Annotated in this window: 13 protein-coding genes and 1 pseudogene; 12 read left to right on the top strand and 2 right to left on the bottom strand. The window is 66.6% G+C overall.

Annotated features, from left to right (window positions below; translation table 11 throughout):
* The first annotated feature begins 48 nt into the window (after positions 1-48).
* The 4 genes from AB4Z01_RS04750 to AB4Z01_RS04765 all read left to right on the top strand — a co-directional run bounded on the left by AB4Z01_RS04750 (position 49) and on the right by AB4Z01_RS04765 (position 4615).
* The gene (locus tag AB4Z01_RS04750) at positions 49-2241 is read left to right on the top strand and encodes an RNA degradosome polyphosphate kinase (RefSeq protein ID WP_441691274.1); all 2193 of its coding nucleotides are present in this window, start codon (positions 49-51) and stop codon (positions 2239-2241) included.
* Positions 2242-2254: 13 nt separating this feature from the next.
* Entirely contained in the window at positions 2255-3763 is a 1509-nt protein-coding gene (locus tag AB4Z01_RS04755) for a Ppx/GppA phosphatase family protein (RefSeq protein WP_441691088.1), read from the top strand.
* 73 nt (positions 3764-3836) lie between these two features.
* On the top strand, positions 3837-4127 hold the full coding sequence (locus AB4Z01_RS04760; protein ID WP_441691090.1) for a type II toxin-antitoxin system TacA family antitoxin: 291 nt from the start codon (positions 3837-3839) through the stop codon (positions 4125-4127).
* Positions 4124-4615, top strand: a complete 492-nt coding sequence (locus AB4Z01_RS04765; RefSeq protein WP_441691092.1) for a GNAT family N-acetyltransferase — start codon at positions 4124-4126, stop codon at positions 4613-4615. Before AB4Z01_RS04760 ends, AB4Z01_RS04765 begins: the two co-directional genes overlap by 4 nt.
* A gap of 52 nt (positions 4616-4667) precedes the next feature.
* Here the strand turns inward: AB4Z01_RS04765 and AB4Z01_RS04770 are convergent, their stop codons facing one another.
* Both AB4Z01_RS04770 and AB4Z01_RS04775 read right to left on the bottom strand, forming a co-directional pair.
* Positions 4668-6215: an ABC transporter substrate-binding protein gene (locus AB4Z01_RS04770; protein ID WP_441691094.1), complete on the bottom strand. Its 1548-nt coding sequence runs from the start codon at positions 6213-6215 to the stop codon at positions 4668-4670.
* Positions 6216-6233: 18 nt separating this feature from the next.
* A complete protein-coding gene (locus tag AB4Z01_RS04775) occupies positions 6234-7133 on the bottom strand; it encodes a hypothetical protein (RefSeq protein WP_441691096.1) in 900 nt (299 codons plus the stop codon).
* A gap of 126 nt (positions 7134-7259) precedes the next feature.
* On the opposite strand from AB4Z01_RS04775, the gene AB4Z01_RS04780 reads away from it, so the two are divergent.
* From AB4Z01_RS04780 to AB4Z01_RS04815, 8 genes and pseudogenes are all read left to right on the top strand, one after another.
* Positions 7260-7883 (top strand): GntR family transcriptional regulator, encoded by a 624-nt coding sequence (locus tag AB4Z01_RS04780; protein ID WP_441691098.1) that lies wholly within the window; start codon positions 7260-7262, stop codon positions 7881-7883.
* Positions 7884-8043: 160 nt separating this feature from the next.
* A pseudogene (locus AB4Z01_RS04785) lies at positions 8044-8532 on the top strand (calcium-binding protein); the annotation flags it as partial.
* 93 nt (positions 8533-8625) lie between these two features.
* Positions 8626-10098, top strand: coding sequence for a calcium-binding protein (locus tag AB4Z01_RS04790; RefSeq protein ID WP_441691276.1), 1473 nt, complete (start codon positions 8626-8628; stop codon positions 10096-10098).
* A gap of 581 nt (positions 10099-10679) precedes the next feature.
* A complete protein-coding gene (locus AB4Z01_RS04795) occupies positions 10680-12350 on the top strand; it encodes a tyrosinase family protein (RefSeq protein WP_441691100.1) in 1671 nt (556 codons plus the stop codon).
* Between the two features lie 4 nt (positions 12351-12354).
* Complete coding sequence (locus AB4Z01_RS04800) at positions 12355-12735, top strand: hypothetical protein (protein WP_441691102.1); 381 nt, start codon at positions 12355-12357, stop codon at positions 12733-12735.
* A gap of 66 nt (positions 12736-12801) precedes the next feature.
* Complete coding sequence (locus AB4Z01_RS04805; protein WP_441691104.1) at positions 12802-14829, top strand: multicopper oxidase family protein; 2028 nt, start codon at positions 12802-12804, stop codon at positions 14827-14829.
* Between the two features lie 207 nt (positions 14830-15036).
* Complete coding sequence (locus AB4Z01_RS04810) at positions 15037-15504, top strand: hypothetical protein (protein WP_441691106.1); 468 nt, start codon at positions 15037-15039, stop codon at positions 15502-15504.
* Positions 15505-15537: 33 nt separating this feature from the next.
* On the top strand, positions 15538-15663 hold the full coding sequence (locus tag AB4Z01_RS04815) for a hypothetical protein (protein ID WP_441691108.1): 126 nt from the start codon (positions 15538-15540) through the stop codon (positions 15661-15663).
* Positions 15664-15678 lie beyond the last annotated feature (15 nt).

The raw sequence follows: 15678 nt of genomic DNA on the forward strand, positions 1-15678 counted from the left end.
ATTACAGTTTTGTTGCGATCGATGAAGGTTCGGAGACGACCCGTGAGCATGTTGCAGAGCACCGCCGAGGCCGTCCCCACCGAGGCGCCGGAAGCCGTCCGCGCACCCGCGCTGCCGTCGATCCCGGCGGATTCGCCCGAGCGCTTCATCAATCGCGAGCTGTCCTGGCTGGCCTTCAACCAGCGTGTCCTGGAGGAGGCCTACAACACCCGCTATCCGCTGCTGGAGCGGCTGCGCTTCCTGTCGATCTCGGCCTCCAACCTGGACGAGTTCTACATGGTCCGCGTCGCCGGGCTGAAGGCGCAGGTGGCGCTCGGCGTCGTCTCGCCCAGCCAGGACGGGCTCAGCCCGGCGCAGCAGCTCGGCGAGATCACCGCCCGGGTGCAGGAGCTGATGCGTGACCAGCAGCATTGCTGGCGCGCCCTGAGCGAGGAGCTGCGCGCCGCCGGCATCGCCGTGGTCGGGCCGAACGAGCTGACCAAGCCGGAGAAGGCCTGGCTGGAGGAGCGGTTCCTCAACGAGATGTTCCCGGTGCTGACGCCGCTCGCCATCGACCCGGCCCATCCCTTCCCGTTCATTCCCAATCTCGGCCTGTGCCTGGCGCTCACCCTGGTCAACACCGGGGAGGAGACGCAGGACGAGATGGACGCGATCGTGCCGCTGCCACCGCAGCTCGACCGCTTCACCCGCCTGCCCGGGGCGCCGATCCGCTTCGTGCTGATCGAGGACATCGTCAAGCTGTTCCTCGATCGTCTCTTCCCCGGCTACGCGCTGCATGCCAGCGGCGTGTTCCGGGTGATCCGCGACAGCGAGATGGAGATCGACGAGGAAGCGGAGGACCTGGTCAAGACCTTCGAGAGCGCGCTGAAGCGCCGGCGCAAGGGCATCGTCATCCGCCTCGCCGTCTCCGCCGACGTGCCGGACTCGCTGCGCCGCTTCGTCTGCGAGAAGCTGAAGGTGAAGGATGACGACGTCTTCGCCATGGACCGGCTGCTCGGCCTCAGCGACACCCGGAAGCTGATCGTCGACGAGCGGCCGGAGCTGCTGTTCTCGCCCTACAACGCCCGGTTCCCGGAGCGGGTGCGCGATTTCGGCGGCGACTGCTTCGCCTCGATCCGGGCCAAGGACATCGTCGTCCACCACCCCTATGAGAGCTTCGACATCGTCGTGCAGTTCCTGCGCCAGGCGGCGCGCGACCCCGATGTCGTGGCGATCAAGCAGACGCTGTACCGGACCTCGAAGGACTCGCCGATCGTCCAGGCCCTGGTCGAGGCGGCGGAGGCCGGCAAGTCGGTCACCGCGATGGTCGAGCTGAAGGCCCGCTTCGACGAGGAGGCCAACATCCGCTGGGCCCGCGACCTGGAACGGGCGGGCGCCCAGGTGGTGTACGGCATCATCCATCTGAAGACCCACGCCAAGATCTCGATGGTGGTGCGGCGGGAGCAGGGCGGTCTGCGCACCTACACCCATTTCGGAACCGGCAACTACCACCCGATCACCGCCAAGATCTACACCGACCTCAGCTTCTTCACCTGCGATCCGGGCCTCGGCCACGACGCGGCGGCGGTGTTCAACTACATGACCGGCTACGCCAGGCCGGCGAAGCTGGAGAAGCTGTCGATCGCACCCCTGTTCCTGCGCAGCCGGATCATGGAGTCGATCGAGGCCGAGATCGACAACGCCAAGGCGGGCAAGCCGGCCCAGATCTGGGTCAAGCTGAACGCGCTGGTCGACGCCAGCATCATCGACAAGCTGTACGAGGCTTCGCAGGCCGGGGTGGAGATCGACCTGGTGATCCGCGGCATCTGCTGCCTGCGCCCCGGCGTGCCCGGCCTGTCCGAGAACATTCGCGTGCATTCGATCGTCGGCCGCTTCCTCGAGCACGCCCGCATCCTGTGCTTCGGCAACGGCCAGAAGCTGCCGTCGCGCCAGGCCAAGGTGTACCTGTCCTCGGCCGACTGGATGCCGCGCAACCTCGACGGCCGGATCGAGAGCCTGGTGCCGCTCGAGAACGCCACCGTCCGCCAGCAGGTGATGGAGCAGATCATGCTGGCGAATCTGAAGGATGAATCGAACACCTGGATGCTCGACCCCGATGGCCGCTATCATCGGATCGACGCGCCGGAGGATGCCTTCAGCGCGCATATGTACTTCATGACCAACCCCAGCCTGTCCGGCCGGGGCAGCGCTCTGAAGGATGCGAAACGGGCTCCACGCCGCCTGGCCAAGCCCGCGGAATAAGGATCGAGGCTCGGTGTTCCGTATCGGACCGATCGTTCCGTCCCGGCCGGGGCGGGTGGGCGTCATCGACATCGGCTCGAATTCGATCCGCCTCGTCGTCTATGACCGGGTGACCCGGTCGCCTGTCCCGGTGTTCAACGAGAAGGTGATGTGCGGGCTCGGCCGCGGCCTCGGCCAGGCCGGCCGCCTGTCGCCCGAGGGTGTGGTCCAGGCGCTCGACAACCTGTCGCGCTTCACCCGGCTGCTGGAGGGCATGGGCGTCGACCGGGTCGACGTGCTGGCCACCGCGGCGGTGCGCGAGGCCGAGGACGGCGCCGATTTCGTCGCCGAGGTCGAGCGCCGCTGCGGCCTGCCGGTCACCGTGATCAGCGGGGTGGAGGAGGCGCGGCTGTCCGCGCTCGGCGTCCTCTCCGGCATCCGCGACGTCGACGGCGTGATGGGCGATCTCGGCGGCGGCTCGCTCGAGCTGGTCGGGCTCGACCGCGGCGAGATCGACGAGCAGGTGACCCTGCCGCTCGGCCCGTTCCGGCTGATGGACGAGACCGGCGCGCGCAAGGAGGCGCGCAGCGTCGTGCTCGACACGCTGGGCCAGCAGGACTGGCTGCCGGCCTATGCCGGCCGCAGCTTCTATCCGGTCGGCGGCGCCTGGCGCGCCATCGCCAAGCTGTTCATGGAACGGGTCAATCACCCGCTGCACATCATCCACCAGTACACGGTGCCGACCGGCGCTCTGGCCGAGTTCGTCGGCCTGGTGGCGAAGCAGAGCAAGGGGGCTTTGTCCGGCGCCTCGATCTCGCGCCGCCGGGTCGAGATGCTGCCGATGGCCGCCCTGGTGCTGGAAGGCGTGCTGAAGACGCTGAAGCCGGCGCGGGTGGTGTTCTCGGCCCTCGGCCTGCGCGAGGGCCATCTCTACGACCTGCTGTCGCCGGAGGACCAGGCGCGCGACCCGCTGATCTACGCCGCCGCCGAGCTGGCGCACCGGCTCGACCGCTTCGGCCATGCCGAGGTGGTGGCGGAATGGACCCGCTCGGTGTTCCCGGAGGAGACGGCGGACGACGCGCGGCTGCGCCAGGCCGCCAGCCTGCTCTCCGACATCGGCTGGTTCGAGCATCCCGACTACCGGGCCGAGCATGCCTGGCTGCGGGTGCTGCGCATGCCCGTCGCCGGGCTCGACCATGCCGAGCGCGTGTTCCTGGCGGCCGCCGTGTATGTCCGCTACGGCGGCACCCTCGGCGACGCGCTGACCGGGCCGGTGCTGGAACTGCTGACCGAGGCGATGCGCAGCCGGGTGCTCCTGCTCGGCCAGGCCCTGCGCCTGGCTCACACCCTGACCGGCGGCGCCACCTCGCTGCTCGAACGCACCAGCCTCTCGGTCTCGGGGGAGGCCGTGGTGCTGACCCTGCCGGCCGACGAGGAGGCGCTGACCGGCCTCGCCGTCGACCGCCGGCTCGACGCCGTCGCCAAGGCCCTGGGCAAGCCCGGCCGCGTCGTGGTGGAGGAGTCGCGCCGGGCGGCAGGGTAGGGCAAATCGCGCAGCGTAATGACGTTGACACTACGGACATGCTATGATGGCCAGAACCGTAGGAGCTCAAGCCATGGCCACGCCGCGCGCCGCGTCCAGCAAGCGTGAAACGCTGAACATCCGCATCAAGCCCGAGGAGCGCAGCCTGATCGACCGCGCGGCAAAGGCGCGGGGGAAGAACCGCACGGACTTCGTGCTGGATGCCGCGCGTGCAGCCGCCGAGGAGGCTCTGCTCGACCAGACCGTCATCGTGGCCAGCCCTGAAGCCTATGCCGCCTTCCTGGCTCGGCTGGACATGCCGCCCCAGCCCAATGAACGGCTGCGCCGGACGATGCGGACGAAGGCTCCCTGGGACAAGGCATGACGGTCTCGGCGCCCGAGCCGCGGGCACCGCATCACGACGTCGAGTCGTTCGGGTCGGGCGTCGAGAGCCTGGACACCTGGCTGAAGCGCCGGGCCTTGAAGAATCAAGCGACCGGCGCGTCCCGCACCTTCGTCGCCTCTGACGGCGGCCGCGTGCTGGCCTATTACGCCCTGGCATCGAGCGCGGTCGCCATCGACGCCGCGCCCGGCGGCTTCCGCCGTAACATGCCGGACCCGATTCCGGTGGTGGTCCTCGGCCGGCTCGCCGTGGACCGGTCCCGCCAGGGTGAGGGCCTTGGCCGCGCCCTGGTCAGGGATGCGGGCCTGCGCGTCATCCAGGCGGCCGACATCATCGGGATTCGCGGGATGATCGTGCATGCGCTATCGGCCGAGGCCAGGGATTTCTACGAGCGCATCGGCTTCGAGCCATCACCGCTCGATCCGATGACGCTGATGGCCACGTTGGCCGACCTGAAGGCTAGCCTGTAACCCGCGAACGGCAGGGCGGTGTCAGGCTGGCCCAGGCCTGTACGGATCACGGTCATTTCGTCACCGACACGTTCCAGTAGCGCGGCGCGTCGGCCGGCCACACCTTGAAGCCTTTGATTCGCTTGGCCACGGCATAGTCCGAGGCGTGCAGGTACAGGCTGGCGGCCGGCGCCTCCTCGGTGAACAGCCGGCCGATCTGGTCCAGCACGGCCTGCATCTGCGCCCGGTCGGTGGTGGCGTTGGCCTGGGCCAGCAGGTCGATGGCGCGCGGGTCCTTCCAGATCTTGCGCGGCTGCGGCCCGATGATCCGCTCCCACTGGCCCAGCGGGTCGAGCCGCGGCGAGTAGGAGAAGGACTGGGTCTGGAACTTGCCGGTCTGGTAGGCGTCCAACTGCGCCGTCCATTCCAGCACCTCGAGCTCGACATTCAGCCCGGCGCTGCGCAGCATGTCCTGCATCAGCACCGCGCAGTCATACATCTCGGCGTAGCGCTTGTTCGCGGTCATGACGATGCGCTGGCCCTTGTAGCCGGCCTCGGCCAGCAGGGCCTTGGCGCGCTCCGGATCGTAGGGCAGGGCGTCGGTCTGGGCCTGGGAGTGGTAGGGGCTGAACTCCGGCACCGGCGTCGCCGAGAATTTGGAGCCACCGAAGGTGACGGCCTCGGCGATGGCGGCGCGGTCCAGCGCCATCACGATCGCCTGCCGCACCCGCTTGTCCTGCAGGATCGGGTCCTCGGAATGCAGGATCAGCGCCTCCCAGCCCGGGGTGATGCTGGACTGGACTTCGAAAGCGGTGTTGTCCTGGATCTGGATCCGGTCCTGCGATTCCAGGGGGGCGGTGTCCAGCGCGCCGGCCTGTAGCGCGGTCAGCTTCGCCGCCGAATCCGGCATGATGTTGAAGCGAACCTTGTCGACGAACACCTCCTTGCGGCCGACATAGCCGCTCATGGCGTCGTCGCGCGGGGTGTAGCCGTCGAACCGGCTCAGCTCGACATACTGGCCTGGTCGCCAGTCCGACAGGATGAAGGGGCCGGTGCCGACCGGCTTGTCCCAGCTGCCGTCCGGCTTGACCGAGGACGGGTGCAGCACCGGCGTGCCGCCGCAATCCATCCGCGCCAGGTTGTACAGGAAGCCGGCGCTCGGCCGGTCCAGCACATAGACGATGGTGTCCGGGTCCGGCGCCGTCACGCTCTCGACCTTCAGCCCGTTGTCGCCGGTGTAGACGTCGCGGCAGCGCCATTTCGTGGCCGGGTCCATCAGCCGGTCCCAGGACCATTTCACCTCGGCCGAGGTCATGGTGGCGCCGTTCTGGAACTTGACGCCGCGGCGCAGATGGAAGGTGTAGGTCTTGCCGTCCGGCGACAGGTCCCAGCGGTCGGCCAGCATCGGCCCGACCTCCAGGTCCTCGCGGAACCCGACCAGCCCCTCGACGATGTGCTGGTGCACGATGTCGGTGGCGCCGTCGCGGTCGACGCCGGGATTGGTGCTGCGGATATCGGCCGACAGCACGGTGCTGATGGTGCCGCCGCGCTGCGGCGTCCCGGCCGCGGCGGGGCAGGCCGCCAGGACCGCCGCCGTGGCCAGAAGCGTGAGCCGGTTCATTCTGCCCCCTGTCTGTGGTTATGCGCCGAAGGCGGGTGCCCGGCCGGGGCCGAGCACGTCGTGGAAGAAGTCGCGCGCCCGCTCCGCCACCGCCACGAGATCGTGGGCGGCGCCGGGAATGATGTCGTGCCGCACCGCCAGGCCCTGCGCCTGCAGGTTGCGGCGCAGGCTGGTCAGCCGGGCGATGCGGTTGGCCCCGGCCCGGTTGGCGTCCGTCCTCCAGTGCCGGCTTCCCGGCCGATGGGTGATCGACGCCGTCTCCAGGTCGCTGTCGCCAATCGCCAGATGCACCGGCACCCGGCGCATGGCCTCCAGGTCCGGGGCGCGGCCGAACAGCCGTTCCATGTCCCGCGTGCCCACCCACCAGTCGCGCTTCGGGTCGATCAGCGTGACCGACCCCGGGGCGCCGATCGACACGGCGCGCAGCCGCTCCGGGTGCAGGTACAGGAAACGATGGGCGAAATGGGCGCCGCCGGAGAAGCCGAACAGGCAGAACCGGTCGAAGCCGAGGCCGGTGCGGGCCTCGGCCTCCGCCACCATGGCCAGCAGCAGCCGGTCGTACCGGATGTCGCCCTCGGCCATGTATTTGTAGCCATCCTCATTGCCGTCGCCGAGCGGGTCGGCCGGGAACAGCGGCGCCAGCACCACGGCGCCGTGCCAGCGGGCGAAATCGGCGAAGGCGTCGCGGCTCGATTCCACGCCCCGCAGGCTGCCATGCACCGACACCAGCAGCGGCACCCGTTCGCTGCCGCGCAGCCGGGGCGGGATGAACAGGCTGTAGCCGAAGCGCGGATCGGCCCGGCAGGACAGCACCGGCGTGATGCCCGTCCGCTGCGGGCCAGCCGCCGCACGCGCCGCTGCACCGGGATCCGCGCGCCCGGTTTCGAGATCCGCGTTCAGCACGCCGCCATCGGCCATCTCGCTTTCTCCAAAATTGGCGCCAATTTATCCGTGACGATAGACGGCAAAATCGCGGACGGCAACCCGGCATGCTACAAGGCGTCAAGCGCGGCGGGCGCGGACGGCAGCGAGTCACCGAAGACGATGAAGCGGCAGGATATGGATCGGGGGCGGGTCGAGACGCTGGTCGAGGCGATCCGGGACGACATCCTCTACGGCGTCTACCGGGCCGGGGAGTGGCTGAAGCAGATCGACCTGCAGGAGCGCTACGAGGCCAACCGCTTCGAGGTACGGCAGGCGCTGGTCGAGCTGAAGAACCGCCGGTTGGTCGAGCACAAGGTCAACAGCGGCTTCCGGGTGGCGGCGCCCGACCCGGATGAGCTGCTGCACCTGAAGGCGGTGCGGACGATCCTCGAGACCGGCGCGGCCGAGCCGGTGGTGGCACGGGCGACGGCGGCCGACCTGGCCGAGCTCGACTCCATCGCCGCGCGCTTCGAGCAGGCGATCGAGACCGCCGACCCGCCGACCCGCACCGAGCTGAACTACGCCTTCCACCGCCGGCTCTATGACATCGCCGGCAACCCAGTGCTGGCGGCGCTGATCCACGACATGCGCGAGCGCGGCCAGTCCGGCACCACCGGCCGCTGGTTCACGCTCGCCGGGCTGCGCCTGAGCGCGCAGGAGCACCACGCCATGGTCGCCGCCATCCGCGCTCGCGACCCGGCGGCGCTGCGGCACCTGATCGACCACCACATCAACCGGCGGTGATCGCCTCGGCAGCCGCGGCGCCTCTCTTCTTTTCGGATTGTGTCGTTCGGCTTTCGCAATCTAGGATCTGCGTCCGCATCCAAGGTGGTGCGGCAAATTTTGCATGCCCTTGGCAATACAGAATTTCATGAACTGGGAGGGGATGATGTCGATGCGCAATATGTTCGTCAATGCCGTGTCTTTGGTCAATTATATCGAAGGTGGTAGTGGCGCCGATAAGCTGAACGGAACCGTCGGTGATGACGACATCTTTGGTTACGCGGGAAATGACATTCTGCACGGTTACGGAGGCGACGATTATCTCGTAGGTGGCAGTGGAGCTGATATTCTGGACGGCGGAGCAGGAATTAATTGGGTGGATTACTACTTGTCTTGGTCTGCGGTATTTGTCGATCTTAGAACAGGGGCCAACTCAGGTGGAGAAGCGGCTGGTGATATATTGATAAATATACAGGGGATATATGGAAGCGATTTTAATGATAAGATACAAGGATCAGATAATAAGGACTATATATATGGGGGATACGAAAGTAGTGATATTTTGATCGGTAATGACGGTGATGATGTTATATATGGCGAAGTTGGTATGGCTGGTTTCGATAGAATTAACGGTGGAAATGGTAACGATACAGTAAATTATTCTTTTGGAGACGATTATGTCAGCGTTCATGCTGATCTTTCGACAGGAATCGCTAGTTTTGGCGATGGTCAAAACGATGTGATGGTCAGTATCGAGAATTTGGTGGGGTCCGACTACAGTGACGTTCTGAAAGGCAACAATTCAGCCAATGTTCTCGATGGTGCAGGCGGCCGGGACACCCTGAGCGGCGGGGGTGGAGCCGACACGCTCAGTGGCGGTAGGGGAGGCGACAGCCTCAATGGGGGCGCTGGAGCGGATGTCCTGATCGGTGGAGTCGGCTCCGACACCATCGTCTATGACGGCCCGGCCGGGGTGACGGTCAATCTGACGACCCTGACGGCGTCGGGCGGCGACGCCGAAGGCGATACGATCGGCAACGATATCGAGAACATCCAGGGCACCGCCAGTTTCGGCGATGTCCTGACCGGTTCGGCTGTGGACAATGTGTTGTCCGGCGATGGCGGCAACGACGTGCTCGACGGCATGGGCGGCAGCGATACCCTCGATGGTGGTTGGGGCAACGACCGGCTCCGCGGCGGGGCCGGTGTCGATGCGCTCTACGGCGGCACCGGCATCGACACCGCCGGCTATGACGGCAGCGCCGTCGGAGTCTCGGTCAGCCTCCTCACCGGGATCGGCAACGGCGGCGACGCGCAGGGGGACACGCTGGACGGCGTCGAAAACCTGTCTGGCAGCCAGGCCAACGACAACCTCGCCGGCAATGCCGGGGCCAACACTCTGCAGGGTGGCGACGGCAACGACGTGCTCCGCGGCGGGGCCGGGGCCGACAGGCTCGACGGCGGCGCCGGCACCGACACCGCCAGCTACCACGAGAGCACCGCCGGCGTGACCGTCGACCTCGCGGCCGGAACCGGATCCGGCGGCAACGCCCAGGGCGATACCTTGACCGGCATCGAGAACCTCACCGGCAGCAACCAGGGCAATGACAGCCTGAGCGGAAATGTCGGCGCCAACACCCTGGCCGGCTGGGGTGGCGACGACATGCTCCGCGGCGGGGCCGGCGCCGACCGGCTGGACGGCGGCGCCGGCGTCGATACCGCCAGCTATTACGCCGGAACTATTGGCGTGACCGTCAACCTCGCGACCGGGATCGGTGCCGGCGGCGACGCTCAGGGCGACATCCTGGTGTCGATCGAGAATGTCACCGGCTCGACCGGGGCGGACCAGATCACCGGCAGCGCCCTGGCCAATGTGCTGAACGGCTGGGCCGGGCAGGATGTGCTGACCGGCGGGGCGGGCGCCGATCGCTTCGTCCTCACCGCAGTCTCGCACAGCGCTGTCGGGGCGGCCGACAGGATCACCGATTTCAGCCGCGCCCAGGGCGACAAGATCGACCTGTCGGCGATCGATGCCAACACCGCCGTCGCTGGCGACCAGGCCTTCACCTTCATCGGCGGCGGGGCCTTCACCCACCAGGCCGGCCAGCTGCGCGCCGCCGCCACCAGCCCCGGGGTCATCACCATTGCCGGCGACCTCAACGGCGACGGCGTCTCCGACTTCCACATCCAGCTGACCGGCGCCTTTGCGCTGCAGGCGTCCGATTTCGTCCTGTAGGCGCTCAGTCCCGGCGGGGTGGTCGGCCGGTCGCAGGACCGGTCGACCCTATCCCGCGACACGCTGGGGAGGGGCGCATTGCGCGGAATGCGTGACCTTGGGCATCTCTGCCGGCACATGTTCCGCGGCAACTTTACCGAAAGCGTCAGGCTGCGGGCCCAAGACTCGTGCAGAGCCTTCCCCGTTGCCGAAAGCCAAGAATTTTCTGGCAATTTGATACGATATTATTGCTAATTTAAATCATACAATAAGAATTGCGGATCACTCAAGATTAGAAATAATGTCAGGTAAAGGGCTCCGTAGTTCGGAATCATATAGATACGTCGCGTGATATGCAACTGGTTGTGCTCTATATTAGATAAGTTTGACTCTGTTTTGAATAATACATCCTGGATTCAGAGATGGAGTTTTGATATTATTGCCAAATAAGACGTGTATTAATTTGGATGTTAAAAACAAATGTCTTCGTTATTGCTGATTGTGATCGTGAATTATTCAATATCGTTGGAGCGGGTTTTGCGCGGCGAACGATCGTGTTTAGGAATTTATGTTTTCAATCGACAGATTATCGGGAGGACAGCATGGACAGAACGGATTTCAACTTGTCGCGTCGCGATGTTCTGATGGCGGCTGCCGCGGTGGCCGGCACTGCCGCGGTGCCGCTGCGGCCGGCCCGGGCCGCCGCGAAATACACCCGCCCCAACGTCAGCAGCGACGCCGGCCAGAAGATGCTGCGCATCTACGCCAAGGGCGTGGAGGCGATGCTGAACAAACCGGCCGACCACCCGCACAACTGGTTCCGCAACGCCTTCGTCCACATGATGGACTGCCCGCACGGCAACTGGTGGTTCTATGTCTGGCATCGCGGCTATATCGGATATTTCGAGCAGACCATCCGCACCGTGACCAATGAGCCCGGCTTTGCGCTGCCTTATTGGGACTGGAGCCAGCTGCCGCAGATCCCTGACGGGATGTTCGACGACGTCCTGACGCCGACGAGCGCGCCCTTCCTGCCCTATACGGCCAATTTCGGGCGGTTCTCCGATTTCATCAAGCCGACCCTGATGACGTACTGGGACAGCCTGTCAGCCGACCAGCACGCACAGCTGCACGACCGGGGCTACGATGCCTTCGACAATCTGTGGAACGACGTGACCGGCTGGGTCCCGCCGGATCCGCCGCCGCCGGCGCAGCCGACGAAGGGGGGCTACGCGGACGCCGGGAGCCAGGCCTTCTGCGTCACCTCCAGCGCCCGCTACCTGTCGCGCGACAACCCGAAGCTGGACGACAAGACCGCCGCCGACGTCTCGCTGTTCATGATCATCGCCGGATTGCTGCCGAGGCACTTCAACGAAGCCTTCGCCCCCTTCAGCTTCACCAGCGCCAAGACGCCCTCGCACAACACGGCGCCGACCAGTTCGAAGGTGTTCTCCCTGCTCGAAGGGTTCCCGCACAACAAGACGCACAACTATCTCGGCGGCTTCAGCCGGACTGACCCGGGTCCCTACGGCAACATGACCAACAACCTGTCGCCGGTCGACCCGATCTTCGTCCTGCATCACGCGAACATGGACCGACTGTGGGACGTCTGGACACGGAAGCAGATGCGTGAGCGCGGGCCCATCGGTCCAGCCGACGCGGATGCCGCGACCTTCAACAACGAACCGTTCCTGTTCTATATCGGCGGCGACGGCAAGCCTGTCGGCCCGGCCAAGGCCGGCGACTATTTCGACATGAGCGTGTTCGACTACGACTACGAGCCGGGGTCGGGGGAGGAGGTCGTCCCGAAGACCGGCGACGGGCTGATCGCCGCCGCGCCGCCGCAGCCCATCCAGGGCTCCGTGGCGGCCGATGTCGGCAAGGTGGCGGTGCCGGCGGCCGCCGTCCGGGGCCATCTCGCCGCGACGGGCGGGCGGCCGCTGGTGGCGCAGATCACGCTGACCCAGCCGCCGGGGCCGAGCCCGATCCGCGAGTTCGACATCCTCGTCAACGCGCCCGAAGGCGTCACCCAGGTCGCGGCCGACAGCCCTTACTATGCCGGCACCTTCGCCCTGTTCGGCGCGCACACGCCGGGCATGCACGGGCATGGCGACATGGACCTGACCTTCGCGGTGCCCCTGCCGAAGACGCTGCGCGCCTTCACCGAGCTGGGCGCCGCGGCGGAGGCGACGCTGAACATCCGGGTGGTGCCGTCCCATGGACAGAACAAGCCGGCCGTCGCGCTCAAGGCCGTCTCGCTGGCGACGCTGTAAGGCGGTGCTCGGCCTCGCCGCCGCGGCCTTTGGATTGCTCGCGATCCTGGTCCTCGGCGGCGGAGACGCGGCGGCGCAGGAGCTGAGGCTGCCCCTGCCCAGACCGCTCCGGCCGGGCGAGATCGCCTGGCTGGAGGTGGAGGTCGGCCCGATCGGCCGCCGGGAGGTCATCGTCTCGACCGCGGCGGGCCGCGACATCGGCGTGATCTCGCCCTTCGGCCCTCGCGCCGGGCAGGAGGCCGGGATTTATCCGCTGCCCCTGCCGGCGGAGGCGATCGAGGACGGCCGCATCGTCGTCCGGCTCAGCATCACCCAGGTTGGGGCACCACCGCGCGTCCCGACCGGGGAGGAGGTCCGGCGCGTAACGGTGCTTGTCGAGCCCTGATCGGACGTCCGCCCGTCCGGGGTGGATTTTTCAGTCCCGATAATTGAACAATTTTGGGAGGACGATATGGCCATCGATACCAAGATCCCCATTGGATGTCTTCTGCTTGCAGGTCTCGCCTGGGCCGCCTTTGGCACGGTTCCAGCCGGGGCGCAGACCACGGAGCGGCTGATCAGCAATCCTCGGATTCTCGGCGCGGGGGCCGCTCCGCCAACGAGCCTGAGGCCGCGGATAGCCGGGTCGTTGCCGCACGAGCAGGTGCTGGATCTCAACATCGTCTACACCGAAGGTCAGTTGTACAACCCGGCGACGGGCCGCTATGACAAGGTGCATCTACGCAGCTACAACGGCACCGATGTCGACCCGACGGCCCCCTATGTCTCGCCGACGATCGATGTCGATGCGGGCGATACGATCCGGGTCAACCTGCACAACCAGTTGCCGGCAGACCCGAGTTGCGCCCCCGATCACGAGCACAACGGCGGGCACTGCTTCAACGGCACGAATCTGCATAGCCACGGCCTGTGGGTGAACCCGTCGGGCAACGGTGACAACGTGCTGCTGTCGATCAACCCCGGCGTCAAATTCCAGTACGAATACAACATCCCGGGCGACCACCCGGCGGGGACGTTCTGGTACCACACCCATCGCCATGGTTCGACCGCGCTGCAGGTCTCCAGCGGCATGGCCGGGGCGCTGATCATCCGCGGCAACCGGCCGCCCACCGGCACGACCACGGGCGATCTCGACACGCTGCTGAACGGCTTGCCGGAGCGGGTGATGGTGTTCCAGCAGATCCAGTATGCCTGCCGCAACCCGGACGGAACGATCAAGCGCGATGGAACCGACGGTCCCTATATCTGCGACCCGGACGATGTCGGCGAAATCGAAAACTACGATCTGTTCTCCCCGGGAGAGTGGCCCGATTCGGGGCGCTACACGTCGATCAACGGCGTCGTCCTCCCCACGTTCAAGGCCACCCAGGGTCAGGTCGAGCGCTGGCGGATGATTCATGCCGGCGTGCGTGACACGATCAGTCTCCGGATCGTGAAGATGAAGCCTTCGGCTCAGCTCGCCGCGACCCTGAGTCAGGCGGCGGCCCGGACCTTCATCCAGGAATCCTGCAGCGATGCGGGCATCACCTATTATCGGGTCGCCGCAGACGGGCTGACCATGGCGCAGGCGCAGGGCTCAAACATCACGGTGTTCCAGCCCGGCTATCGCTGGGATACGCTGACGGTGTTCCCGGAGGCGGGCCGCTATTGCCTGATCGACGCATCCTCCCCGGCGACGGGGTCGGTCAACGGCGACAACCCCAACCCATCGCTCATCGGCTTCGTTGATGTCGAGGCGGGCACTCAGGTGTCGGACCCCGGCAGCTACATCAGGGATGCGCTGGTGGCCTCGGCCCAAGCCGCGATGCCCGCCGGTATCGCACCGGCGGTGATCGCCGACCTCAACAGCGGCCTCAGATTCTCCCTCTTCGTCCCTCATCCGGACATCGCGGAGGGCGAGGTCACGGGCCAGCAGGAGCTGACCTTCTTCATCGACACCAGCGATCCAGATAACACCAAGTTCGAGGTGAGCAACACCTTGGACGAGGCCCAGGCCGAACCCTACAAGCCGGACCGGCTGGACCGGCAGCTCAGGCTGGGCACGGTGGACGAGTGGACGCTGCAGTCGCATTTCGTCAGCCACCCGTTCCACATCCACGTCAACCCCTTCCAGGTTGTCTCGATCCTCGATCCGAAGGGCAATGATGTGAGCGTCCCGGGAGCCGTCGACGACGACGGCGGGACGTCCGACGGGAAGGTCGATCCTCAGTATCCGGGCCTGAAGGGCGTCTGGAAGGATACGCTTTGGATCAAAGGTCTGCGCCCGAAGTATCCCGGCCTATACACGATCAAGATCCGGACCCGCTACGAGCGCTACATCGGCGAGTTCGTGCTGCATTGCCACATCCTCGACCATGAGGATGGAGGCATGATGCAGAACGTCGCGATCGTGCTGCCGGACGGGGATATCTCGGCGGCGGCCGCGGGGGCGCCGCCGCTTCAGCTCCAGCAGGGGCATATGCACACGAAGACGCCCTGACCAGGCTGCTCCGCCCGGGTCGCGTCGCGAGCCCGGGCGGCTTGGAACATGATGGTTTCGGGTTGGAATCACGCCGGTCCATCCGGGCCGGAGAATGATGCCGAACGTGCTCCGTGCGACGCTGCGGCGTGATCCGATCCGACATCATCCCGCTGTAAACACAATGTGCAGTTGTATTAATTAGCGACTGCGTTCATGCTATGTTCCATGAACAAGGCGCAGACCGATTCGGCGACGGAGGCCTCGGCCGCTCCGCAGGAGGAGCGGGCGGCGGATCTGTGCGTGGTGGCGGAGTTGGTCGAGATCCAGATGTCGATCGCCCGGGCGACGCAGCGGGAGGCGCTGCAGGCGCCGCAGCCCGGGGTCGACTATTGCCAGCGGATCGCCACCGTCTCGCGCGCCGTGCGGCTGACCCTGCTGCTTAAGGACAAGCTGTCGCATCAGGCCGCCGAGCGGCGCAAGGCCGCGGCGCAGCGCGAGGCGGCGCAGGAGGACTGGCACGAGCTGCGGGTCCGGCTGGCGATGATGTCGGCCGCCTCTGAGGTGTCCAAGGATGAGGAGGAGGCCGACCGCCGCGCCGACGAGGTGTGCGAGCGGCTGGAACGGCCGGAGGTGGCGGAGCTGGTGGAAGCCAGCCGGGCCGAGGTCGCGGTGGCGGCGCTGTGCCGGCGCTAGGGCTATCCGGTGCAGGTGAAGCAGTGGCTCGAGATGGCCGACGAGGCCCTGGAAGAGCTGGGCTTCATTCCGCCGGAGGACGGCGAGGACGATGAGGATGATCCACCCGAGCCCCGCTCCGCGGCTCCCGGCCACCGCAAGCCGCCGGACACGGGATGACCGCGTAGGTTGGGT

The organism is Inquilinus sp. YAF38 (assembly GCF_052113205.1).
GTDB lineage: Bacteria > Pseudomonadota > Alphaproteobacteria > DSM-16000 > Inquilinaceae > Inquilinus.

Coding starts and splice junctions, on each gene's coding strand:
- AB4Z01_RS04765 (WP_441691092.1), top strand. CDS start 4,124: ATGACGGTCTCGGCGCCCGAGCCGCGGGCACCGCATCACGACGTCGAG.
- AB4Z01_RS04750 (WP_441691274.1), top strand. CDS start 49: ATGTTGCAGAGCACCGCCGAGGCCGTCCCCACCGAGGCGCCGGAAGCC.
- AB4Z01_RS04795 (WP_441691100.1), top strand. CDS start 10,680: ATGGACAGAACGGATTTCAACTTGTCGCGTCGCGATGTTCTGATGGCG.
- AB4Z01_RS04760 (WP_441691090.1), top strand. CDS start 3,837: ATGGCCACGCCGCGCGCCGCGTCCAGCAAGCGTGAAACGCTGAACATC.
- AB4Z01_RS04775 (WP_441691096.1), bottom strand. CDS start 7,133: ATGGCCGATGGCGGCGTGCTGAACGCGGATCTCGAAACCGGGCGCGCG.
- AB4Z01_RS04780 (WP_441691098.1), top strand. CDS start 7,260: ATGAAGCGGCAGGATATGGATCGGGGGCGGGTCGAGACGCTGGTCGAG.
- AB4Z01_RS04810 (WP_441691106.1), top strand. CDS start 15,037: ATGAACAAGGCGCAGACCGATTCGGCGACGGAGGCCTCGGCCGCTCCG.
- AB4Z01_RS04805 (WP_441691104.1), top strand. CDS start 12,802: ATGGCCATCGATACCAAGATCCCCATTGGATGTCTTCTGCTTGCAGGT.
- AB4Z01_RS04770 (WP_441691094.1), bottom strand. CDS start 6,215: ATGAACCGGCTCACGCTTCTGGCCACGGCGGCGGTCCTGGCGGCCTGC.
- AB4Z01_RS04815 (WP_441691108.1), top strand. CDS start 15,538: ATGGCCGACGAGGCCCTGGAAGAGCTGGGCTTCATTCCGCCGGAGGAC.